The sequence below is a fragment of the Cupriavidus sp. OV096 genome (assembly GCF_900115455.1).
In the GTDB taxonomy this organism is placed as follows: domain Bacteria; phylum Pseudomonadota; class Gammaproteobacteria; order Burkholderiales; family Burkholderiaceae; genus Cupriavidus.
The window spans coordinates 289,876-311,135 of the sequence record NZ_FOWM01000003.1 but is presented as its reverse complement, the minus strand read 5'-3'; the positions used below and the strand labels follow the sequence as shown (position 1 = coordinate 311,135).

The following is a 21,260-nucleotide window of genomic DNA, read 5'->3' as shown; positions in this document are numbered from 1 at the left end:
ATCACAGAGTTAACAAGAGTTGACCAGAAATCGAACGGAGACAACGATGCAATTCACCCCTTTCATCAAGACCCTTGGCCTGTCCGCTGCGCTGTCCACCACGCTGATCGTGGCGCCGGGGATGGCCTCGGCGCAGCCCAACTACCCGAGCCGCCCGGTCACCATCATCGTCCCGGCCCCGGCCGGCGGCGGCATCGACCTGATCGCGCGGGTCGTGGGCGAGAAGCTCTCGGTCAAGTTCGGCCAGCCGTTCATCGTCGAGAACCGCCCGGGCGCCTCCAACAACCTCGGCACGGCGGTGCTGGCCAACGCCAAGCCGGACGGCTACACCATCGGCATCGTGGGCGGCAGCCACAACATCAACAAGTTCCTGTTCAAGAACCTCGGCTGGGACCCGCAGAAGAGCTTCGAGCCCATCGTCTACACCCACGAGATTCCGCTGGTGTTCGCGATCTACCCGAAGCTGCCGGTCAAGACCATGCCTGAACTGGTGACGTGGATGAAGGCCAACCCGGGCGAAGCCAAGGTGGCCACGTCCGGCCGTGGCAGCGCGCAGGAGATGGCCGCCGAGATGTTCCGCATGGTCAGCGGCGCGCCGGTGCTGCTGGTGCCCTACAAGGGCTCGTCCGCCGCCCACCCCGATCTGGTGGCCGGCCGCACGGCGCTCTATATCGACACCATCAGCGCCATCCAGGAGCAGGTGAAGGCGGGCAACGTGCGCGCCGTGGCGGTCTCCACCCGGAATCGCTCCAAGACCCTGCCCAATGTGCCGACGGCCGAGGAACAGGGGCTCAAGGGCTACGACGCCAACACCAACGGCGGCTTCCTGGCCCCGGCCGGCACGCCGAAGGAGATCGTCGCCAAGCTCAACACCGAGATCAACGCGGCGCTGAAGCTGCCCGAGGTGCGCGCCAAGCTGGAAGCGGCGGGTATCGAGGTGCAGGGCGGCACGCCGCAGGCCTACGCAGCGGTGATCCAGTCCGACCTGACGAAGTGGGGCAAGGTCGTGAAGCAGGCCGGGATCGAGGCGGAATAACCGGCCCAGCCAGCGACCTTCGACCAGCGCCCCTCTGATTAGCAGGATGGTGAGGCGCCCCGGATCCTTGTTACCGTTTGCTCCCGCCGCCAGCTACGTCTGGCGTCGACAAGACAAACGAACAATGGGAAGAAGGGGTTAGTCATGCTGAAGTGGAAATATCTGATGGGCGCGCTGGTCGTGGGGGCTGCCCTGGCCGGCTGCGGGGGCAGCGACGGGCAGGCGCCCGTGCAAACAGAGACGCCGGCGGCTCCCGCCGAGCCGCCGGCGCCAGTACCGGTCAAGTACTCGGGCACGCTGTCCTTCGGCGACACCATCGCCCTCACCGTGGACGCCCCGTCGCGCGGCAAGCTCACCCTCAGCTTTATCGATTCGGCCTTCGGCCTGCGCGGCACGGTCATCGGCAACTACACGAACACGGACGGCAATTTCACCGTGAGCGGCCTCGTGGCCGATAGCGCGGACCCGCCCCCGGCCAACCTGACCGCCAAGCTGGCGGGCATCGGCCTGAGCTTCCACCAGGGGGCCGACGGCCTGGTTGGCGAGATCTCCGGCCTGCCGAACCTGCTGGGCACCAGCACGGGCCTGCTGGCCGGCGATATCGCCGCGAGCGCGGTCACCATCGACCCGCCGGCGCTGAGCAGCCTGGCCGGCACCTACAACGTGCTGATGAACTTCGCCATCTACGACCAGGCCACCGGCAAGCCGCTAGCGGGCCCCGCGAGCACGCCGGCCGGCATGCGCTTCGACACCGACGGCAACGTGCAGCTTTGCAACAGCGCGGATCTCGTCACCTGCGCCACCCCGCAACTGGGCAAGCTGACCCTGGCCGACCAGACGCGCTTTCCGGGTGCATTCGACCTGGTGATGAACGGCGGCGGCTACTTCCGTGGCCGGCTGTTCGTCAACCCGAACGGCGGCATGCGCTTTGACATGAACTACGCCGAGGCGGGAGCGGTCGCCACCGGCACCTGGACCATCCAGCCCGCCCGCGCGCTGGTGGCCGGGGAGCTTGACGGCACGTGGGCCTGCTCTTACGCCAACCGCGTTGTGGACGGCGCGACGGCAGTGCTTGACGGCACAATGGTGCGGGAGACGCTGACCGTCGCCGGTGGCAAGCTCACCGTCGCCAGCAGGGCGCTCACGCTGCCGCTGATGCTGAACAGGTTCCAGGATGACGTCACGCTGAACGGTGTGGCAATCGCCGCCGATGGCGACCTGGATGCCGAGCCGGGCGACCCGGCCGCCGATCCGCCCACCTTCGCCCATGTCTTCCTGAAAACGGGCACCGACTCGCTGGCGTGGCTCAACCTGTCGCTCGGCAGCATCCTCCAGGGCACGTGCCGCCGCGCGTCCTGACATCGCGCAACATCCGGGCATCACTCTGCGCCGGCCTTCGGGCCGGCGCTTTTTTTGCCGGGGCGTCAGTCGTGCAGCAGGTGCCGCAGCCACAGGCTCATCAGCCCCGCCCGGCCGCGCACGCCGAATTTGCGATAGATGCCGGTGATGTAGGAGTGCGTGGTGGAGACCGCCAGCCCGAGTTGTTCGGCGATCTGCTTCTCGCCGGCTTCGGTCAGCAGCAGGTTCAGCACCCTGCGTTCGTGGGGGGCGAGCGCGTCGAGCCGACTGGCATGGTCGGGGGGATGCGGAGGGATGGCCGGCGTCTGCCGCTGCGCGGTCACGTCCCGGGCCACGCCGATGCGCAGCTCGTGCGCCGCGTGCCATTGGGCCGACCAGGACAGATGGACGTCCGCACCGTTTCGGTGCCGGTAGCGATTCTCGAAGCCCACGCGCTTGTTGCCAGCCAGGACCCGGCCGGCCTCGCGCAGCGTCTTCTCCCGGTCCGCCGGCACCACCAGTTCGAGCACCAGCTGGCCGACCAGATCGGACTGCCGGTAGCCGAGGATCTCCTCGCACACCGTGTTGGCGTAGCGGATCTGCCCGGTCTGGTCGACCAGGAAAACAGCGTCGGGGATGCTGTCTGCCAGCGCAATCGCGCCGTCCTCCTTGAGAAGTTTCGTCATCGGTTGGGGGCGATGGCGTTGCGGAGACGCAACTGCCGTGCGCGGGGGCGATCAATCAAATAGTGTGCGGGGGTCAACATGGCCGCTCGCGACAATAGCGCAGCGCCGCGCAGCATCCTATCCGAAATCGCTCATCTGCTCATGGCCGAACCGAAGCGCCTCCCCGACCGGCACATTCCCGGCTGGCTGGACGTTGCCACGTCCGACGCGGACGACGCCGCGCGCATCCAGCGCCAGTGGAAAGGCGCCTCCGGGGCAGGTTGAAATCGCCCGACGGCGGGACTATGGTCAGATCAAGGGCATGAATCGCGGAGATGCCATGTCAGGTCGAAAGCCACTGGAACGGGGAACCCTGCCGAGCTTCCTGCTGGCCCTGTTTATCCACGTGCTGCTGGGCTTGTGGCTCTATTACGCGGTCCATTGGCAGAGCCGGACCCCGGTCGGCGTGGAAGCCGAGTTGTGGGACGCGATCCCCGAAAATCCGCCGCAGACCGTGGTCGAGACGAAGCCGGTGGTCCCGCAGCCGGAACGGAAGCTAGAACGGAAGCTGGAACCCGAGCTGAAATCGGAAGACAGGCCCGACATTGCCTTGCAGGCCGAGAAACGCCGTGCGGCAGCCAAGGCCGCCAAGGCACTTGAAGCCACGAGGGCAGCCGAAGCCGCGAAGGCTTTCGAAGCCGCCGCGCAAGCGCAGCAGCGTGAGCAAAACCTCCGCGACGCCGAGCGTCAGGCCGCTGCGGCCACCGCAGCCGCCACAGCCAGTGCAAGCGGTGCAGGCAGCCGCCCCGGCGACGGTGCCGGCACAGGCGGCACCACGTCGCCGGGCTATGCGGACAAGGTGCGACGCCGGGTCACGCCCAACATCCTCTTCGATGGAGACCTGCCCGACAATCCCACCGCCGTGGTCGCAGTGCATCTGGCACCGGACGGCACCGTGCTGGAGGCCCGGCTGGCCCGCTCGAGCGGACACACCGGCTGGGACAACGCCGTGCTGCGCGCCGTGGCACGCTCCAACCCGCTGCCGCGCGACGAGAACGGCGTGGCGCCCGCCCACATCAATCTTTATTTCCAGCCGAGGGAATAGGAAGACCGCGATCTTCCGGCGATGCTAGCGGCGCCGGATCACCGTCCCGGCGTGTCAGAAGTGCGTCCGCAGATGCCGGACGATTGCGAGGGGATGGCCGCCATGCAGCCAGAACTCGCGGGATACCGCGAGGGCAATCAGCCATGAAGCCGCGACGATGAGAAGGTCGCACCGCCCGCTCTTCCACCAGTTCAGCGAATGGCGCCCCGCGATCCACGGTACGCCCAGCGGGTTCGGCCAGTCGGCCAGCAAGTGCATGACGCCCCCGCAGGCAAAGCCGAATGCGGGTGCGGCCAACGGATGGGTGCCCAGCGCGTGGTAGGCCCATAGCAGGAGGCCAATCCACGCGATGCCCCAATGCGTCCAGGTGCGATGGGTAATCCACAGGCGACGCGACCTCGACCACCATGCCACTTCCATCCAGTCTGGCGCGGTGCTGCCCAGCATCGCCGCCACAAACCCCGCTATGCTGGCCCAGCCCCACCCTTCGCTGCCGGTCTTCGCGATGACCACTGCAGCGATGACGGCCGCCGCCCATCCGGTGGCGTGGTGAGCTTTGCTTGAGGCCATGAGACTGCGCGAGTTCGCCGGTGATCTTAGAGGGGGCGCAATCTTGGCAGATGTGCGCGAGAAACTCCAGCACTGGATCGATCGCGTCGCGCGGAGCGAGCCTATCCAACCTGTGCCGTGGCCGCCTTCTCCCAACGCCACAACGTCGCGCGGCTCACGCCCAGCCGTTGCGCCGCCTGCTGACGATTGCCGCCACACTCGGCCAGCACTTCCAGCACGCGTGCACGGGGCGCGGTCGATGATGACGGCGCAAGCTCGGGTGGTGGCGCCATGACGCTGACCGCCCCGAACAGTTCCGGGCAATCGTGATGCAGTTCGTCGAACGCAATGTGCTCCAGATCCTCCCATTGCGAGAAGAACACCGCCATCCGCTCGCAGATATTCTCCAGCTCACGGATATTGCCCGGCCAGGCGTGCGCCTGCAGCCTTGGCAGCAAGCGCGCGACCAGGGCCGGTGCGTCGAGGCGCGAGTCCAGCCGGTCCAGCGAGCGCCGCAGCAGGAATGTGGCGAGCAAGGCGATGTCCTCGCGGCGCTCGCGCAGCGGTGGCAACGCCAGTTGCAGCGTGTTGATACGGTAGTAGAGATCCTGACGGAACTGCCTGGAGGCGATCAACTGCGGCAGCGGCTGATGCGTCGCCGCGATAATCCGCACGTCGACCGGAATCGGTATGGCACCGCCCAGACGCAGGATCTCGCGCTCCTGCAGCACGCGCAGCAGCCGCGTCTGCAGCGAGACGGGCATATCGCCAATCTCGTCGAGAAACAGCGTGCCGGTATGGGCCGATTCGAACAGCCCGCGCTTGCCCCCACGGCGCGATCCGGTGAAGGCGCCCTCGTCGTAGCCGAACAGCTCGCTTTCAAGCAGCGCCTCCGGGAAGGCCGCGCAGTTGATGGCGACGAACGGCTTGGCGGCGCGCTTGCTCTCGTTATGAATCGCTTGCGCAAACTGCTCCTTGCCCACCCCGCTCTCGCCAGATAGCAGCACCGTGAGATCCGTCCTGGCATAGCGCCGCGCCGTCGCGCAGGCGCGCTCGAAGGCCGGGCTGGCGCCGATCAGGTTGTCGAAGCGGTTGCGCGCATTGCGCGGATGCCGGCGCTGCTGGCTGCGCAGGCTGGCATCCGCATCCTGGATATTGCGCGCGTCATAGAGCGTAATGGCCGCGCCCACCGTGTCGCCATGCTCGCGGATCGGGGTGCGATTGGCGATCCAGTCGCGCTGCGCGAAGCGAAACACGCTGCCCCGCTCCTGCATGCCGCTGGCCAGCGTGGATTGCAGCGACAGCGCCGGCTCGATGTCCTCCAGATGCTGGCCGATCATTCTCGCCTTGACGCGGCCCAGCAGCATTTCCATCGGCGGGTTGACGGCAATCACGCGATTGTCGCGGTCGACGGCCAGCACGGCCTCCTGCAGGTTGTGCAGCACGCCGTTGAGCTGGTCATAGCGCCCCGCTTCCAGGCGGGCCACGCGCGCCAGTTCGATGGCGTCCTCAATCCCCTGGCGCACCGCATTGATCGAGTAGGCCAGGCGCCCCTGGATGCCGTACTGCTCCGCCAGCTCCATGACGATGCTGGAACCCACCACCACCTCATAGCCGTCACGCACGAGCCGCTCGAAGCACTGCCGTGCCTCGTCAGGGGTGCGGTACGCGTACTGCGCCACCTCGATATTGAGCAACTCGCGGACCGCATCCAGTTCGGGAATGCACTCGCCGTACATCACCACGCCTACCCGGTTCGAAATATGCCGTGCCTGCAGGAGCGCCACCAGGATGTCGAAGCCACTGAGCTTGATGGTGGCGACGGGTGCATCGAGCGCGTTGCGCAGGATCGTGGCGTTCGCCCCGGCGCTGACGAAGACGTCAGCCGCCCCCTCGCGCAGGCGCTCGTGCGCGGCGTCCAGTGCGGCCTCGAACGAACCATTGACCACCTCTATCGTGGCGCGGTCGGCGAACTCGTCCAGCACCGTCATGGCGAAGCGGCTGAGGTGCTTGTAACTGATAAAACAAAGCCGCGGCAGGCTGCCGCGCTCAGGGGAAGTGTTGCGCATGGGTCTCCTCGTCGGCCGCCTCCGGGCGCTGCGGCGCCTCTCGTGACCATCGCACGAGCGTTTCACGGCCGTTTCATGAAATGTCTCAACAGTGTTTCATGAAACATGCGGAACGTCATCCTTCCTCTCCCATTCCGTTATGAATCAGTTACTTAGCGAACTCCGCAGGCACTGGCACACCGATTGCACTGAACCCTCCATACGAACACGGAGGAAGCCATGCAGGCGCTAGGACACATCACCGTACTTGACCTGACCCATATGCTCTCGGGCCCGTACGGCACCATGCTGCTGGCCGACCTGGGTGCCCGCACGATCAAGGTGGAGCCCCCCGGCACCGGAGAGGGCACGCGCAAATTGCTGGCGGAGAGCGAGGACTACGCCCGCGACGGGATGGGTGCGTACTTCCTCACGCTGAACCGCAACAAGGAAAGCGTGTGCGTGGACCTGAAGTCCGAGGCAGGCCGGGCGGTGTTTCTGGATCTCGTGCGCAATGCCGACGTTGTCTTCGACAATTTCAGCGCTGGCGTGACGGAGCGGCTGGGTATCGATTACGCATCGCTCTCCAAGGTCAACCCGCGCATCATCACCTGCTCCGTCACCGGCTTCGGCCAGACCGGGCCGGACCGGCAGCAGCCCGCGTTCGACCAGGTGGTGCAGGCCATGGGTGGCGGCATGTCCATCACCGGCATGTCGGATGGCCCGCCGGTACGCAGCGGCATCCCCGTTGGGGATCTGGGCGGCGGGGTATTCGGCGCCATCGGCGTGCTGGCGGCGCTGGCGGCGCGCGAGCAGACCGGGGTGGGCCAGCACGTGGACATCTCGATGCTGGACGCCCAGATCTCGCTGCTGAACTACATGGCGACGATGCACCTGATGTCCGGCCTGGTGCCCGAACGTATCGGCAACAGCCATTTCGTGCACGTGCCGTACAACACCTATCCGACCAGCGACGGCCACATCATCATTGCCTGCATCGGCGACGCGTTCTTCGAACGCTTCCTGAGCGTGATCGATCATCCCGAACTGCGCGCGCCCGAGTACCTGAAGCAGCCGGGCCGCTATGCCGACAAGGCGCGGATCGACGCCATCATCACCAACGAACTGCGCGCCGAGTCGTCGGCCTACTGGCTGGCCCGTTTGCGGCAGGCGCGCATTCCGTGTGGGCCCGTCAACGATTTCGCGCATGCGTTGCGCGAGCCGCAGGTGGAGGCGCGCGACATGATTGTCGAGGTGCCCCTGAAGACCGGCGAGACCGTGCGGATGCCCGGCAATCCGGTGAAGCTTTCCGGGGTGACCACGGCCGCCTATACCTGTCCGCCCGCGCTGGGCGAGCATACGGCCACGGTGCTGCGCGACACGCTGGGCTATGACGACGCACAGATTGCGCGGCTGCGCGAAGCCGGAGCCGTGGCATGAGCGACGCACAGCGCCACGCCACGCCGGACATCGTCATCACTGACGTCGCACCGCGCGACGGGCTGCAGAACCAGGCCGTCGCCATCTCCACCGATGCCAAGGTAGAACTGATCCGCCTGCTGGCGCGTGCCGGCGTACGGAGCGTCGAAGCCACCAGCTTCGTCTCACCGAAGGCCGTGCCGCAGATGGCCGACGCGGCGGACGTGGTCCAGCGCGCTGCGGCGCAGTGCCCAGACCTGCGGCTCTCCACGCTGGTGCCGAATCTCAAGGGCCTGGAACGCGCGCATGGCGCCGGCGCCACCGAGATCGCGGTGGTGCTCTCCGCCACCGAGACGATGAACCAGCGCAACATCAATATGGGGCTGGACGCGGCCACCGATGTCAGCGAAAAGACACTGGTGCGGGCGCGCGAACTCGGCCTGCGCACGCGTGCCTATGTGGCGGTCGCGTTCGACTGCCCGTTCGAAGGCCCGGTCGATCTCGATACGGTGTTGCGTCTGGCCTGCCGCATGCGGGACGCCGGCGCGGAAGAGATCGTCATCGCCGACACCATCGGCGCTGCAGCGCCCGCCGCCGTCAAATCGCGCATGGCTACGTTGGCACAAGCACTCGACCCCGGCACGCTGGCCGTGCATCTGCATGACACGCGCGGCCTGGGCGTCGCCAACGCATGGGCCGCGCTGGAGGCTGGCGTGCGCCGCTTCGACGCCAGCGTGGGCGGCATCGGCGGCTGTCCGTTTGCCCCCGGCGCGGCAGGCAACCTGGCCACCGAAGACCTGGTGCTGATGGCCGAGCAGTGCGGCCTGCGTACCGGGATTTCGCTCGACGGACTGCTCGATGCGGTGACATTCGCCGAATCGCTGCTGGATCGGCCCCTTGGCGGCCGCTCCATCGCATGGCTGCGGCGCCAGCAGAATCAACGCGGTAAAAGCGGCACGTAAGGCCGACACGGATGCCGCCGAGCATCCGGTCAGACAAGACCCATATAGGAAGGAGACACCTGATGAAGAACATTCGCTGGATTCGAGGCGTGCTGGGCGCCATGGCCTGTACCGCCGCGCTGGCTTCTGGCCACGCCGCCGCGAAGTGGCCGGAAAAGACCGTCACGCTGGTCGTGCCCTATGCGCCCGGTGGCGGCACCGATATCGTCAGCCGCCTGGTCGCGCAGAAGCTGTCCGAGCGTTGGGGGCAGTCGGTGGTGGTGGACAACCGGCCCGGCGCCAACGGCGTGATCGGCTCCAGTCACGTTCACAAGTCCGCCCCGGACGGCTACACGCTGCTGATGGTGGTGGGCTCGCACGCGATCAATCCCGTGCTGATGAAAAGCCTGCCCTACGACACGGTGCGTGGCTTCTCCCCCATCACACGCCTCGCCATCTCGCCGATGGTGCTGGTGGTATCGAAGTCCAACCCTGCGAAATCGCTGACCGACCTCGTCAGTGCCGCCCGTAGCCAGCCGCTCGGCATCGGTTATTCGGAAGGCCAGACGCGACTGACCGGCGAGCTGCTGCGCCAGGCGGGCAATCTCAAGACCATTCCGGTGTCGTACAAGGGCGGCGCACAGATCATGGTCGATGTCATCGGCGGCCATGTCGGCGCCGGATTCACCAGCGTGCTGACGGCATTGCCCCACGTGCAAAGCGGCAATCTGCGCGTGATCGGCGTGGCGGCGGATCAGCGCATGTCCCTCTTCCCCGATGCGATGACGTTCAAGGAGGCCGGACTCGATGGCGTGGAATCGCTGAACTGGTATGGCCTGTTCGGGCCGGCGGGCATGTCTCCGGCCATCGTGGAACAGATCCATCACGACCTGCAGCAGGTCACGCAGGACCCGGCACTCGCCAAGCAGATGAAAGACCAAGGGGCTACCATCGTCCTGACCCCACCGACGGAGTTTCGCGCCTTCCTCGACAAGGAAACGCGGAAATGGGCCGACGTGGCCAAACGCGGTGGCATCCAGCCCGAATAGGAAAACCCCATGAATCTTGAACTGACCGAAAAGCGCGTACTGATCACCGGCGGCAGCCGCGGCATTGGGCTCGCTTGCGCTCAAGCGTTCCTGCGTGAAGGTGCCAAGGTCGCGATCATCGGACGCAGCGAGGCCAATCTCGCCGCCGCACGGACCGCACTGGTGGCCGATGCGCCGGGCGCCGATCCCTTCACGGTTGCGGCCGACCTCAGTGACGCGGCGCAGGCCGCGCACGCCGTCGACGCCGCAGCCGCCGCACTGGGCGGGATCGACATCCTGGTCACGTCCGCCGGGGGTGCGCGCCGCACCCCGCCTGCGGAGCTGACGCCCAAGTCGTGGCGCGATGCGATGGACGCGAAGTACTTCAGCTACATGCACGTCATCGACCCGGTCATCAAGCGGATGGCCCAGGCCGGCCACGGCGCCATCGTCAATGTCGTCGGCATGGGCGGCAAGGTGGCGAGCCCGACCCATTTGCCTGGCGGCGCCGCCAATGCCGCCCTGATGCTGGCCACGGCAGGGCTGGCCAGCGCGTATGGCCGGTCCGGGGTGCGGGTGAACGCCCTCAACCCGTCAGCCACCCGCACCGAGCGGCTTCAACAGGGCCTGGAAGCCGAAGCGAAGCTGGCTGGCACAACCGTCGACGAGGCCCTCGGCAAGGCCAACGAACGCACCGGGCTCGGGCGGCTTGCCGCGCCCGAAGAGATCGCCGATGCCGTGCTGTTTCTCGCGTCGGCGCGCGCGTCCTACATCTCGGGGGCGATCCTGTCGATCGATGGCGCCACCACGCCCATCGTCGTCTGATCGCACAGAAGCCGTACCCGTGGTTCCGCAGCACCAGATTGCAGATAACAGGCGAATACCGCCGAACTCACTGTTGCATCAGGAGGAGACCCTATGCACCGCCGTACCCTCGTCAAGGCGCTATGCGCCATTGCCGTCGCCACGCCTGCCCTATCTGGCACCAGCGCCTTCGCGCAAGAGTACCCGTCGCGCCCGATCCGGCTGATCGTGCCGTTCGCGCCGGGCGGCGTGTCGGATACCAGCGCGCGCGTCATTGCGGACAGGCTGGGCCAGCGCCTTGGCCAGCAGATCGTGGTCGACAACAAGCCCGGTGCCTCGGGAAATATCGGCAGCGCGATGGCGGCCCAGTCGGCGCCAGATGGCTACACGCTGCTACTCGCTTTCGACGGCACCATCGTCATCAATCCGCATGTCTTTCCGAAAGTGCCGTTCGACCCGGTCAAGGACTTCGTGCCCATCGGCAAGATTGGCGATGCGGCGCTGATCCTGATTACCCACCCGTCCGTACCGGCAAAGAACCTGAAGGAACTCGTCGCGTATTCGCAGACCCGACCCGAAGGGTTGTCATATGGCAGTGCCGGCACCGGCAGCACGCCGCACCTGGCCGGCGAGCTGCTCAAGGCCCGCACCGGCCTGAAGATGACGCACATCCCCTACAAGGGCGGCGGCCAGGCGATGGGGGATCTGGTGGGCGGCACGCTGCCGGTGCTGTACACGGCCGTGGCCGGCGCGCAGCAATATGTGAAAACCGGCAAGGCCACCGCGATTGCAGTCTCCGGCGCGAGCCGCGTATCGACGCTGCCGGATGTGCCAACGCTGGAGGAATCCGGCGTCACAGGCCTGGTCAACGACTCGTGGGTGGGATTGCTGGCCCCCGCCAAGACGCCAAAAGAGATCGTCGACCGACTGTCGAAGGAGTTGAACGTCGTGGTCAACCAGCCTGAGACGCGCGAACGGCTCGCCACGCTGGGCATCGTGCCGGTCGGCAATTCATCGGAGGCGTTTGGCAAGCAGATCCAGGCGGACCTGAAGAAGTACGGCGAGGTCGTCAAGACCGCCAACATCAAGGTCGAGTGAGACGCGGGGCGGCTAGCGGAACCGGAACATCCCCTGCCAGAACGTCTCGAACGCACTGACGGGCTTTTCCGCTTCCGCAGGGGCGGCCTCGGGTGACGGGGCGGCTGCGTCCGCCGCCTTGCGCGACTCGTGCAGCGCCCAGACGCTGTCGGCAATGCGTCCGGCAAGGTCCGCCTCGCAATCCCGGCCCAGTAGCACACCGAACAGGACGTCGCGGGTGTGCCCATCGTCGGCAAAACGCATGGCGATGGCGACCATCTTCTCGTAGTGCTCCTGTGCCGCACGCCTGGCCGCTTCCTGCACCTCGCGCGCCTCGGCTTCCTCGGCCGCATGCTCGGCTTCCCAGCGGCGCGTTTCGCGTTCGAAGACGTCGTCGTAGACCTGTCGCTGCTCGGCATCGGACAGGATCGAATAGGCATCGCGAATCTGCTGGAAGGCGGCATGCGCCTCGGTTTCGCGACCGGGGTTGCGGTCCGGATGCCACTTCATCGCCGCGCGGCGATAGGCGAGCTTGATCTCGTCGAGCGTAGCATCGGACGGTACGCCAAGCGTCGCGTAGAGCGTATTCATGGGGGCGGGGCAGCGCGAAAAACGGAGGCGTCCATCCTAGCATGCCGCACCGCATCAAACCTCGCCGCAGGCCGCCGCCAGATTCATGCGCGTCTGCATGGCCGCCCCGATTCGCTTGAGCGGGTCGGGCGGAATCGGCCTCGTCAGTGTCGTGTCCGAAAAACCCGCGCCAGAAAAAACAAAACCCCGGAAGACCGCGATCTTCCGGGGTTCGCCGCCATTACGATGTAGTGGCGGAGACGGAGGGATTCGAACCCTCGATCCAGGTTTTGGCCCGGATGCTCCCTTAGCAGGGGAGTGCCTTCGACCTCTCGGCCACGTCTCCCAAACTTGCGTTGTGCGAGGGAGGCCGCACAACGAAGCGCGTATTCTAGCGGGGTCGTCTCAACAGGTCAATGACATTTCCATGACCAATCGCGCAAAAAACGCGACACCTACCCCGCCAGACACAACACTCACCAGATCACGCCTGATCCAGCTCGAACACCTTGTGGAGCGCGCGCACGGCCAGCTCCATGTACTTCTCGTCGATCAGCACCGAGATCTTGATTTCCGAGGTGGAGATCATCTGGATGTTGATGCCTTCTTCCGACAGCGTGCGGAACATCTTGCTGGCGATGCCCACGTGCGAGCGCATGCCCACGCCCACTACCGACACCTTCGACACCTTCGGGTCGCCGGACACGCTGGCGGCGCCGATATGGCCCTTCACGCTGTCGGTCAGGATGGTCAGCGCGCGCTGGTACTCGCCGCGCGGCACCGTGAACGTGAAGTCGGTCTTGCCGTCCACGGACTGGTTCTGGATGATCATGTCGACGTCGATATTGGCGTCGGCGATCGGGCCCAGGATCTGGTAGGCGATGCCCGGCTTGTCCGGCACGCCCAGAACGGTGATCTTGGCTTCGTCACGGGCAAAGGCGATGCCGGAGATGACGGCTGCTTCCATGTCAGACTCTTCCTCAAAAGTAATCAGCGTGCCCGAGTGCATTTCCTGCTCGAGCGGCATCAGGGGGTCGGTCAGCGACGAGAGCACGCGCGTCTTCACGCGGTACTTGCCGGCGAACTCCACCGAGCGGATCTGCAGCACCTTCGAACCCAGGCTGGCCATTTCCAGCATTTCCTCGAAGGTGATCTGGTCCAGGCGGCGGGCGTCCTCGACCACACGCGGATCGGTCGTGTACACGCCGTCCACGTCGGTATAGATCAGGCACTCGTCAGCCTCGATGGCGGCGGCGATGGCCACGGCCGAGGTATCGGAGCCACCACGGCCCAGCGTGGTGACGTTGCCGCTGTCGTCGATGCCCTGGAAGCCCGTGATCACGACCACGCGGCCGGCGTCCAGGTCACCCAGGATGCGCTCGTCGTCGATCGACTCGATCCGCGCCTTGGTGTAGGCCGAATCGGTCTTCACCGGCACCTGCCAGCCCGTGTAGCTGACCGCGTTGATGCCTTCGCCGTGCAGCGCGATGGCCAGCAGGGCCACACTGGCCTGCTCGCCAGTGGAGGCCAGCATGTCCAGTTCACGCGGGTCAGGCTGCGCGGAAATTTCCTTGGCAAGGCCCAGCAGGCGATTGGTTTCACCCGACATGGCCGAAGGCACCACGACAACGCGGTGACCGGCGCGGTGCCACTTGGCCACGCGCTTGGCGACATTCTTGATGCGTTCCGTGGAACCCATCGAAGTGCCGCCGTATTTGTGAACGATGAGAGCCATCTTCTTGTCGACGCCAGCGATTGTGCAAAGCCCTTGAAAATACACGATCGCCGGCCGTCAGGCAAGGCTGTGGCGGGGCGCTGCCCCTGCTCCCGATGGGAGCCTAGTCGAGTTCCACCCACTCCACGCGCCAGCGTGGCGCATGGGGCGCATCGGCCGGCCAGCGGCGATGCATGCCGAGCCCGGCTGCCAGCACGACTTGGGCGCCGCTCCACAGCAGCGGCAGCCAGGCGCGCCGCCACGCCGGCACGGCGGCCTCCTGGTAGGCCTGCTTGAGCGCGCGCGCCGGGCCGCCGGGCCGCAGCACGATCCGTTCACCGCCCTGCCGGGCCGCCAGCCGCAGCGGGCCGTGCAGCACCGCTTCCGGCACGCCGAAGGTGTCGTCGCGCGTGAATCGCAATGCACCCCGCCATGCCGGCACCACGATGCGTTCCTCGCCGTGCCAGAGGAATTCGAACGCTGCCGGCGCGGCGTCCGGCACCGCGCGGCAGGCCAGCGCCTTGTCGCGGAAACGCCGCAGCACCAGTCCGTCATGCGCGATGGCGGGCTCGCCGCCGTCACGCTCGATCAGTTGTGCCCGCATCGCGGCCAACCGCGCCGTGGAAGGCGGTTGCGCGCCGAGGTCGCGCAGCCAGTGGCGCAGCACGGCGTCGGCGTGGCCGGAGGGCAAGGCACGCAGGCCGGCCAGATCGAGTTCAGCAAGGGTGTCCGCGTCGCGCCCCGGCGAGACGAGACGGGCCAGCTCACCGGCCGCGAGCCCGTCGAGCATGGCCGCTGCCTGGCCGAAATGCGAGGCGGCCTGGAGCACGTTCTCGACCAGCGCGGGGAAGGCCTCGCGCAGCGCCGGCAGTTGTGCGCGCAGGGCATTGCGGACGAAGCGGGTATCGGCATTTGAAGGATCTTCGATCCACGACAGCCCGTGCGCGGCGCAATAGGCGTCGATCTCGTCGCGCGAGACATCGAGCCAGGGCCGTAGCAGTTGCACGTCGCCCTGCGCGTCCAGCGGCCGCCGCGCGGGCATGCCGGCCATACCAGCCACGCCAGCGCCGCGGAACAGCCGCATCAGCACCGTTTCCACCTGATCGTCGCGATGATGGGCGAACAGCAGCAGCGCGGCGCCGTGCGCCCGGCACATCCGCCCGAGCGCGGCGTAGCGGGCCCGGCGCGCGGCGGCCTCGATGCCCTCGCCCGCCAGCGCCTGCACGGTCACGCGCTCGGTGACCAGCGGCACCTGCGCCTCGCGGCACAGCGTCGCGCAGAAGTGCTCCCAGTCGTCGGCCGGCGCCTGCAGGCCGTGATGGACGTGCAGCGCCACCACGCGCACGGCCGAGGCCAGCCCCGGGCCTTGGGCCACCGCGGCGCGCGTGGCATGGAGCAAGGCCACCGAATCGCGCCCGCCCGAGAGCGCCACGGCCACCGTGACCGGCGCCGCGCCGCCAGAAACAACAAAGGCCGCACCGGCCTGGAGAGCCCGTGCGACCTTGTCGGTCAGGGGTGCGGTCAACGGCACCACACCGGCGCGCCCGTCATTCCTGGGCGCCGGTTTCCTTGAACTTGCCATAGGCCATCAGCCGTTCGTGCCGGCGTGCCTGCAGTTCCTTGACGCTCATGCCCTGGAACTGGCGCAGCGATTCCGCCAGCGAGCGCTTGAGCATCGTCGCCATGTTCTTCGGATCGCGATGCGCGCCGCCCAGCGGCTCACTCACGATCTTGTCGATCAGGCCCAGCGCCTTCAGGCGGTGCGCGGTCAGGCCCAGTGCCTCGGCGGCTTCCGGTGCCTTCTCGGCGGTCTTCCAGAGGATGGAAGCGCAGCCTTCCGGCGAGATCACCGCATAGGTAGCGAATTGCAGCATCTGCACCACGTCGCCCACGGCAATCGCCAGCGCGCCGCCCGAGCCGCCTTCGCCGATGATCGTGGCGATCAGGGGCACCTTCAGGCCGGCCATCACAAACAGGTTGTGACCGATGGCTTCCGACTGGCCGCGCTCCTCGGCGTCGATGCCCGGGAATGCGCCCGGCGTATCGACGAAGGTGAAGATCGGCAGGCCGAACTTGTCCGCCAGCTCCATCAGGCGCTTGGCCTTGCGGTAGCCCTCGGGCTTGGACATGCCGAAGTTGCGCAGCGCGCGCTCCTTCGTGTCACGGCCCTTCTGGTGGCCAAGCACCATGCACGCCTGGCCATTGAAGCGGGCCAGGCCGCCGACGATGGACAGGTCGTCCGCGAAAGCGCGGTCGCCGTGCAGTTCATGGAAGTCGGTGAAGATCTCCCGCACGTAGTCCAGCGTGTACGGACGCTGCGGATGGCGGGCGATCTGCGCAACCTGCCACGGGGTCAGGTTGGCGTAAATGTCTTTGGTCAGCTGCTGGCTCTTGCCGGCCAGCCGCGAAATCTCTTCGGAAATATCTACAGCCGAGTCATCCTGCACAAAGCGCAGTTCTTCGATTTTTGCCTCGAGCTCGGCAATCGGCTGTTCAAAATCCAGGAAGGTGGTTTTCATAGAAACACGGACCTGTCTGTGAAGGGGCGCATTCTACCGGAAAAAATACCGGTTTCGACCGCCCGATATGTTGATTTTCAAGCACTTATGCGCAAAATCAACGCCGTCACTGCCTGTTGATGGACTGCGTGGTTCCTAGTAAGTCACCGGTAGGGGGTCGAGGCTGCGCCACATGTACCACGTGGCCACCGTGCGCCACGGTTCCCAGTTGGCCGCCACCTCGCGCGCCTCGCTGCGGGTGACGGGTTCGCCACTAAAGTAGTTGGCGGAGATCGCGTTGATCAATCCGACATCATCGAGCGGCAGCACGTTCGGCCGCATCAGATTGAACATCAGGAACATCTCGGCCGTCCAGCGGCCGATGCCGCGGATCTGGATCAACTCGGCGATCACCGCCTCGTCGTCCATCGCTGCCCACTCTTTCACATGGACGCGCCCGGCCTTGAAATGTTCAGCCAGATCGATGATGTATTCGGCTTTGCGGCGAGAAAGGCCACAGGTAGCGAGCTGCTCGGCGCCGGACTTCAGGAACTGGGCCGGCGTGAGCTTCGGACACATCGTGACCAGGCGCTCCCAGACCGACTGCGCGGCCTTCACCGAGATCTGCTGGCCGACGACGGAGCGCGCCAACGTGACGAATGGATCACCGCGCGAGATCAGGTGCGCGGGGCCATACGTCGGAATCATCTTCTTGAGGATGCGATCGCGCTTCATCAGGTCGGCGCAGGCCTCGTCCCAATAGGCGGGACGTACTGCGTCGACGACCGTCTCCACCGGCAGCGGCACCGCCTTGGCTTCGGGCAATGCCGGCTTGGCGGCCTTGCCGGCCGCCTTGGTCGACTTGGTCGCCACCTTGCCGGGCACCTTGGCAGCCGGCTTCCCGGCCACCTTCGGCTTGCGCGCGGCAGCGTTCAAGCACGCCTCCACTCGGTCGCACCGCCTGGCTTGTCCTCGAGCACCACGCCGGCCGCGAGCAGTTCGGCACGAATGCCGTCCGCCTCGGCGAAATTGCGCGCGGCCTTGGCGGCCTTGCGCGCAGCGATGCGCTCCTCGATCTGCTCGGCCGTGGGGCCATCGGCCACCTTGCCGCCCTGCAGGAAGGTATGCGGATCGCGCTCGAGCAGGCCCAGCGTGCCGGCCAGCGACTTGAGCTGGCGCGCCATCTGTGCCGAGCCGGAGCGATTGACCTCGCTGGCGAGGTCAAACAGCACCGCCATCGCGATCGGCGTGTTGAAGTCGTCGTTCATCGCCTCGGCGAAGCGCTTGGCGTGCGGCTCCTCCCAATCGACCGCGCAGCCGCCGGGCTGCGTTTCCTTGAGCGCCGTGTACAGGCGCGTCAGCGCGTGGCGGGCGTCGTCCAGGTGGGCGTCGCTGTAGTTCAGCGGGCTGCGGTAGTGGGCGCGCAGGATGAAGAAGCGCACGACTTCCGGGTCGTAGGCCTTCAGCACCTCGCGGATCGTGAAGAAGTTGCCGAGCGACTTCGACATCTTTTCGTCGTTCACGCGCACGAAGCCGTTATGCATCCACATATTGACGAACGGCTTGCCGCTCGCGCCCTCGGACTGGGCGATTTCGTTCTCGTGGTGCGGGAACTGGAGGTCGGCGCCGCCGCCGTGGATGTCGAAATGCTCGCCCAGCAGCGTGCAGCTCATGGCCGAGCATTCGATATGCCAGCCCGGCCGGCCGCTGCCCCACTTCGAGTCCCATTTGGTCTCGGGCGGCTCGGTCGGCTTGGCGGACTTCCACAGCACGAAGTCGAGCGGGTCCTGCTTGGCGTCGTTGGCGGTCACGCGCTCACCGGCGCGCAGGTCTTCCAGCGACTTGCCGGACAGCTTGCCGTAGCCCTGGAACTTGCGCACCGAGTAGTTCACATCGCCATCGGCCGCCTGGTAGGCCAGGCCGTTGGCCTCGAGCTTCTCGATCAGGTTCAGCATCTGCGGCACGAAGTCGGTGGCGCGGGGCTCGTGATCGGGGCGGATGATGCCCAGCGCGGCGGCATCCTCGTGCATGTACTGGATGAAGCGCGTGGTCAGCTGGCCAATTGTCTCGCCATTCTCGGCCGCCCGGCGGATGATCTTGTCGTCGATGTCCGTGATGTTCTGCACGTACGTCACGTCATAGCCGGCGGCGCGCAGCCAGCGGTGCACCATGTCGAACACCACCATCACGCGCGCGTGGCCGACGTGACAATAGTCGTACACGGTCATGCCGCACACATACATGCGGACCTTGCCCGGTTCGATTGGCACGAAAGGCTGCTTTTCACGCGCGAGCGTGTTGTAGATGTTCAGTTGCTGCATGAAGCGATCGAAGAGTGAAGGAGGACGCACCGGCACCGCGGGACGCCGTTCGGCGGACGCGCACAAGCATGCGGGCCACGGCGTGCGGGCCCCATATCTTACCGGAAGGCCCTGCGGCCTGTGCTGCACGTCCTGCCGCTTTGCTAGAATGCCGCGGAGTATAACGGACCGCCCTTACATGAGCCTGCTTCTGCCCACCCCGACCATGACCTCCCGCCCCGCCCCTGCCGCCGGCCGCCGTGCCAGCCCCTTCCGCGCCGTGGCGGGCGTACTGGCCATGGCCGGCGCCCTGCTCGCCGCCCCGGCGTTCGCGCAGGGCCCGCGGTATCTGGAGGCGCCGCCGGCACCCGGTACTGGCCCCCGCTCGGCGGACCCCGGCATGGTTCCGGCGGAAAAAGCCGTGAAGGACAAGCGCTACGACGACGCCGTAGAGGGCTTCGACCGCGTGCTGGCCGCCAACCCGCGCAACGCGCAGGCGCGCTTCCAGCGTGCCTGGTCGCTGGCCCAGGCCGGGCGCGAGGACGACGCCATCAAGGCCTTCTCGGAAATGGTCCAGGACTTCCCCGAGCTGCCCGAGCCGCACAACAACCTCGCCCTGCTCTACGCCAAGCGCGGCGACCTGAAGCGTGCCGAAGCCGAACTGCTCGCCGCGCTGGATTCGCGCCCCGACTATGCCATCGCCTATAGCAATCTGGGCGATGTGTACCGGCGCCTGGCCGAACAGGCCTACGCCCAGGCCGTGAAGCGCAATCCGAAGGACACCCGCGCCGCCGCTGCACTGCAGCAGGTACGCCCGGCTGCGGCAGCGCCTGCGCCGGCCAGTGCCCCGGCGGCACGCTGATCATCCACCCCTAGCAGGCTTGCGGGCGCCGGCGATCGTTTCCGAACGTTTGCCAGGCGCCGCCAGCCCCCAATCCCGCATCACGGAGTCCAGAACATGACCGTTTCCCGCCGCATCGTCCTGGCTGGCCTGATGGCCGCCGCCGCCCTGTCTCCACTGGCCGCGATGGCCCAGGGCGCCAGCCCGGCCGCCGCCGCGCCCAAGACCGAGCGCGTGCAGTTCGTCACGAACGCCGGCAAGTTCACCATCGAGGTGTACCCGGAAGCCGCGCCCAAGACCGTCTCCAATTTCATGGAGTACGTGAAAAGCGGCTTCTACGGCGGCACGATCTTCCACCGCGTGATCAATGGCTTCATGGTCCAGGGCGGCGGCTTCGACCGCGACATGAAGGAGAAGCCAACGCGCGCGCCGATTCCGCTCGAAGCGCAGAATGGCCTGAAGAACAAGGCCGGCACCGTGGCCATGGCCCGCACGTCCAATCCGAACTCGGCCACCGCGCAGTTCTTCGTCAATGTGGTGGATAATCCGAACCTCGACTACCCGCAGCCCGATGGCAACGGCTACGCCGTCTTCGGCAAGGTGGTGGAAGGCATGGACACGATCGACAAGATCAAGTCGATGCCCACCACGGCCTACGGCGCCATGCGCAACGTGCCGGCTGCGCCGGTCGTGATCGAATCGGCCACTGTCGTCAAGTAACACCCCGAACACCAACCGCCATAGAACAGAGGTAACGCCATGTCCAAGGTACAACTGCACACCAACCAGGGTGTCATCACCATCGAACTCGACGCCGAAAAGGCACCGAAATCGGTCGAAAACTTCCTGTCGTACGTGCGCAAGGGCCACTACGACAACACGGTTTTCCACCGCGTGATCAAGAACTTCATGATCCAGGGCGGCGGTTTCGAACCCGGCATGAAGCAGAAGGACACCGACGCCGCAATCGAGAACGAAGCCGGCAACGGCCTGAAGAACGACAAGTACACCGTGGCGATGGCCCGCACCAACGCGCCGCATTCGGCCACGGCCCAGTTCTTCATCAACGTGGTGGACAACGACTTCCTGAACTTCAGCTCGCCCACGCCGCAAGGCTTCGGCTACGCCGTGTTCGGCAAGATCGTGGAAGGCACCGAAGTGGTCGACCAGATCAAGGCCGTGCGCACGGGCAGCTCGGGCTTCCACCAGGACGTACCGGTGGATGACGTGGTGATCGAAAAGGCCGTTGTGGTCGAATAAGTGTCTTTGCACCAATCCTGTTGCAATTAATGCTCTCCGCTGGCGGCATGATCCCGAACCCTCGACG

21 protein-coding genes and 1 tRNA gene are annotated in these 21,260 nt (G+C 66.4%); 12 read left to right on the top strand and 10 right to left on the bottom strand.

Going from position 1 to position 21,260, the window contains the following annotated elements:
- Window positions 1-46 precede the first annotated feature (46 nt).
- Both BM115_RS08750 and BM115_RS08745 read left to right on the top strand, forming a co-directional pair.
- On the top strand, window positions 47-1,036 hold the full coding sequence (locus tag BM115_RS08750; protein WP_092292718.1) for a Bug family tripartite tricarboxylate transporter substrate binding protein: 990 nt from the start codon (window positions 47-49) through the stop codon (window positions 1,034-1,036).
- 144 nt (window positions 1,037-1,180) lie between these two features.
- On the top strand, window positions 1,181-2,395 hold the full coding sequence (locus BM115_RS08745) for a hypothetical protein (protein WP_143093868.1): 1,215 nt from the start codon (window positions 1,181-1,183) through the stop codon (window positions 2,393-2,395).
- A 65-nt stretch (window positions 2,396-2,460) separates the two neighbouring features.
- Here BM115_RS08745 and BM115_RS08740 read toward each other — a convergent pair whose 3' ends face one another.
- The gene (locus tag BM115_RS08740; RefSeq protein WP_092292714.1) at window positions 2,461-3,060 is read right to left on the bottom strand and encodes a helix-turn-helix transcriptional regulator; all 600 of its coding nucleotides are present in this window, start codon (window positions 3,058-3,060) and stop codon (window positions 2,461-2,463) included.
- A 78-nt stretch (window positions 3,061-3,138) separates the two neighbouring features.
- Between BM115_RS08740 and BM115_RS08735 the strand changes: the two genes are divergently transcribed.
- The gene (locus BM115_RS08735; protein ID WP_092292712.1) at window positions 3,139-3,324 is read left to right on the top strand and encodes a hypothetical protein; all 186 of its coding nucleotides are present in this window, start codon (window positions 3,139-3,141) and stop codon (window positions 3,322-3,324) included.
- 55 nt (window positions 3,325-3,379) lie between these two features.
- Window positions 3,380-4,144, top strand: a complete 765-nt coding sequence (gene tolA / locus BM115_RS08730; RefSeq protein ID WP_092292710.1) for a cell envelope integrity protein TolA — start codon at window positions 3,380-3,382, stop codon at window positions 4,142-4,144.
- A gap of 54 nt (window positions 4,145-4,198) precedes the next feature.
- Here the strand turns inward: tolA and BM115_RS08725 are convergent, their stop codons facing one another.
- A complete protein-coding gene (locus BM115_RS08725) occupies window positions 4,199-4,714 on the bottom strand; it encodes a metal-dependent hydrolase (protein ID WP_092292708.1) in 516 nt (171 codons plus the stop codon).
- Between the two features lie 101 nt (window positions 4,715-4,815).
- Complete coding sequence (prpR, locus tag BM115_RS08720) at window positions 4,816-6,762, bottom strand: propionate catabolism operon regulatory protein PrpR (protein ID WP_092292706.1); 1,947 nt, start codon at window positions 6,760-6,762, stop codon at window positions 4,816-4,818.
- A gap of 219 nt (window positions 6,763-6,981) precedes the next feature.
- On the opposite strand from prpR, the gene BM115_RS08715 reads away from it, so the two are divergent.
- The 5 genes from BM115_RS08715 to BM115_RS08695 all read left to right on the top strand — a co-directional run bounded on the left by BM115_RS08715 (window position 6,982) and on the right by BM115_RS08695 (window position 12,031).
- Window positions 6,982-8,181 carry a CaiB/BaiF CoA transferase family protein gene (locus tag BM115_RS08715; protein WP_092292704.1) on the top strand — a complete coding sequence of 400 codons (1,200 nt, stop codon included), beginning with the start codon at window positions 6,982-6,984 and terminating at the stop codon, window positions 8,179-8,181.
- A complete protein-coding gene (locus BM115_RS08710; RefSeq protein ID WP_092292702.1) occupies window positions 8,178-9,122 on the top strand; it encodes a hydroxymethylglutaryl-CoA lyase in 945 nt (314 codons plus the stop codon). The genes BM115_RS08715 and BM115_RS08710 overlap by 4 nt, the downstream gene beginning before the upstream one ends.
- 62 nt (window positions 9,123-9,184) lie before the next feature.
- Window positions 9,185-10,150 (top strand): Bug family tripartite tricarboxylate transporter substrate binding protein, encoded by a 966-nt coding sequence (locus BM115_RS08705; protein ID WP_092292700.1) that lies wholly within the window; start codon window positions 9,185-9,187, stop codon window positions 10,148-10,150.
- Between the two features lie 9 nt (window positions 10,151-10,159).
- Window positions 10,160-10,954, top strand: a complete 795-nt coding sequence (locus tag BM115_RS08700; protein ID WP_092292698.1) for an SDR family oxidoreductase — start codon at window positions 10,160-10,162, stop codon at window positions 10,952-10,954.
- Window positions 10,955-11,047: 93 nt separating this feature from the next.
- Window positions 11,048-12,031: a Bug family tripartite tricarboxylate transporter substrate binding protein gene (locus BM115_RS08695; protein ID WP_092292696.1), complete on the top strand. Its 984-nt coding sequence runs from the start codon at window positions 11,048-11,050 to the stop codon at window positions 12,029-12,031.
- A gap of 12 nt (window positions 12,032-12,043) precedes the next feature.
- Here BM115_RS08695 and BM115_RS08690 read toward each other — a convergent pair whose 3' ends face one another.
- The 7 genes from BM115_RS08690 to cysS all read right to left on the bottom strand — a co-directional run bounded on the left by BM115_RS08690 (window position 12,044) and on the right by cysS (window position 19,113).
- On the bottom strand, window positions 12,044-12,601 hold the full coding sequence (locus BM115_RS08690; protein ID WP_092292694.1) for a J domain-containing protein: 558 nt from the start codon (window positions 12,599-12,601) through the stop codon (window positions 12,044-12,046).
- A gap of 231 nt (window positions 12,602-12,832) precedes the next feature.
- Window positions 12,833-12,926 (bottom strand) — tRNA-Ser (locus BM115_RS08685).
- A 138-nt stretch (window positions 12,927-13,064) separates the two neighbouring features.
- Window positions 13,065-14,315 carry an aspartate kinase gene (locus BM115_RS08680; protein ID WP_092292692.1) on the bottom strand — a complete coding sequence of 417 codons (1,251 nt, stop codon included), beginning with the start codon at window positions 14,313-14,315 and terminating at the stop codon, window positions 13,065-13,067.
- A 103-nt stretch (window positions 14,316-14,418) separates the two neighbouring features.
- Window positions 14,419-15,876, bottom strand: a complete 1,458-nt coding sequence (gene tilS / locus BM115_RS08675; RefSeq protein ID WP_177219878.1) for a tRNA lysidine(34) synthetase TilS — start codon at window positions 15,874-15,876, stop codon at window positions 14,419-14,421.
- Window positions 15,842-16,813 (bottom strand): acetyl-CoA carboxylase carboxyltransferase subunit alpha, encoded by a 972-nt coding sequence (locus BM115_RS08670; protein WP_092292690.1) that lies wholly within the window; start codon window positions 16,811-16,813, stop codon window positions 15,842-15,844. Before BM115_RS08670 ends, tilS begins: the two co-directional genes overlap by 35 nt.
- Before the next feature lie 135 nt (window positions 16,814-16,948).
- A complete protein-coding gene (locus BM115_RS08665) occupies window positions 16,949-17,728 on the bottom strand; it encodes a DNA-3-methyladenine glycosylase family protein (protein WP_092292688.1) in 780 nt (259 codons plus the stop codon).
- On the bottom strand, window positions 17,725-19,113 hold the full coding sequence (gene cysS, locus BM115_RS08660; protein ID WP_092292686.1) for a cysteine--tRNA ligase: 1,389 nt from the start codon (window positions 19,111-19,113) through the stop codon (window positions 17,725-17,727). The genes BM115_RS08665 and cysS overlap by 4 nt, the downstream gene beginning before the upstream one ends.
- Window positions 19,114-19,291: 178 nt before the next feature.
- Here cysS and BM115_RS08655 point away from each other — a divergent pair, with 178 nt between their 5' ends.
- The 3 genes from BM115_RS08655 (at window position 19,292) to BM115_RS08645 (ending at window position 21,193) form a co-directional block, all read left to right on the top strand.
- A complete protein-coding gene (locus BM115_RS08655) occupies window positions 19,292-19,954 on the top strand; it encodes a tetratricopeptide repeat protein (protein ID WP_092292685.1) in 663 nt (220 codons plus the stop codon).
- Between the two features lie 96 nt (window positions 19,955-20,050).
- On the top strand, window positions 20,051-20,653 hold the full coding sequence (locus BM115_RS08650; protein WP_092292683.1) for a peptidylprolyl isomerase: 603 nt from the start codon (window positions 20,051-20,053) through the stop codon (window positions 20,651-20,653).
- 39 nt (window positions 20,654-20,692) lie between these two features.
- Window positions 20,693-21,193: a peptidylprolyl isomerase gene (locus BM115_RS08645; RefSeq protein WP_092292681.1), complete on the top strand. Its 501-nt coding sequence runs from the start codon at window positions 20,693-20,695 to the stop codon at window positions 21,191-21,193.
- Window positions 21,194-21,260: the final 67 nt, after the last annotated feature.

Coding starts and splice junctions, on each gene's coding strand:
- BM115_RS08750 (WP_092292718.1), top strand. CDS start 47: ATGCAATTCACCCCTTTCATCAAGACCCTTGGCCTGTCCGCTGCGCTG.
- BM115_RS08745 (WP_143093868.1), top strand. CDS start 1,181: ATGCTGAAGTGGAAATATCTGATGGGCGCGCTGGTCGTGGGGGCTGCC.
- BM115_RS08740 (WP_092292714.1), bottom strand. CDS start 3,060: ATGACGAAACTTCTCAAGGAGGACGGCGCGATTGCGCTGGCAGACAGC.
- BM115_RS08735 (WP_092292712.1), top strand. CDS start 3,139: ATGGCCGCTCGCGACAATAGCGCAGCGCCGCGCAGCATCCTATCCGAA.
- tolA (WP_092292710.1), top strand. CDS start 3,380: ATGTCAGGTCGAAAGCCACTGGAACGGGGAACCCTGCCGAGCTTCCTG.
- BM115_RS08725 (WP_092292708.1), bottom strand. CDS start 4,714: ATGGCCTCAAGCAAAGCTCACCACGCCACCGGATGGGCGGCGGCCGTC.
- prpR (WP_092292706.1), bottom strand. CDS start 6,762: ATGCGCAACACTTCCCCTGAGCGCGGCAGCCTGCCGCGGCTTTGTTTT.
- BM115_RS08715 (WP_092292704.1), top strand. CDS start 6,982: ATGCAGGCGCTAGGACACATCACCGTACTTGACCTGACCCATATGCTC.
- BM115_RS08710 (WP_092292702.1), top strand. CDS start 8,178: ATGAGCGACGCACAGCGCCACGCCACGCCGGACATCGTCATCACTGAC.
- BM115_RS08705 (WP_092292700.1), top strand. CDS start 9,185: ATGAAGAACATTCGCTGGATTCGAGGCGTGCTGGGCGCCATGGCCTGT.
- BM115_RS08700 (WP_092292698.1), top strand. CDS start 10,160: ATGAATCTTGAACTGACCGAAAAGCGCGTACTGATCACCGGCGGCAGC.
- BM115_RS08695 (WP_092292696.1), top strand. CDS start 11,048: ATGCACCGCCGTACCCTCGTCAAGGCGCTATGCGCCATTGCCGTCGCC.
- BM115_RS08690 (WP_092292694.1), bottom strand. CDS start 12,601: ATGAATACGCTCTACGCGACGCTTGGCGTACCGTCCGATGCTACGCTC.
- BM115_RS08680 (WP_092292692.1), bottom strand. CDS start 14,315: ATGGCTCTCATCGTTCACAAATACGGCGGCACTTCGATGGGTTCCACG.
- tilS (WP_177219878.1), bottom strand. CDS start 15,876: ATGGCAAGTTCAAGGAAACCGGCGCCCAGGAATGACGGGCGCGCCGGT.
- BM115_RS08670 (WP_092292690.1), bottom strand. CDS start 16,813: ATGAAAACCACCTTCCTGGATTTTGAACAGCCGATTGCCGAGCTCGAG.
- cysS (WP_092292686.1), bottom strand. CDS start 19,113: ATGCAGCAACTGAACATCTACAACACGCTCGCGCGTGAAAAGCAGCCT.
- BM115_RS08655 (WP_092292685.1), top strand. CDS start 19,292: ATGAGCCTGCTTCTGCCCACCCCGACCATGACCTCCCGCCCCGCCCCT.
- BM115_RS08650 (WP_092292683.1), top strand. CDS start 20,051: ATGACCGTTTCCCGCCGCATCGTCCTGGCTGGCCTGATGGCCGCCGCC.
- BM115_RS08645 (WP_092292681.1), top strand. CDS start 20,693: ATGTCCAAGGTACAACTGCACACCAACCAGGGTGTCATCACCATCGAA.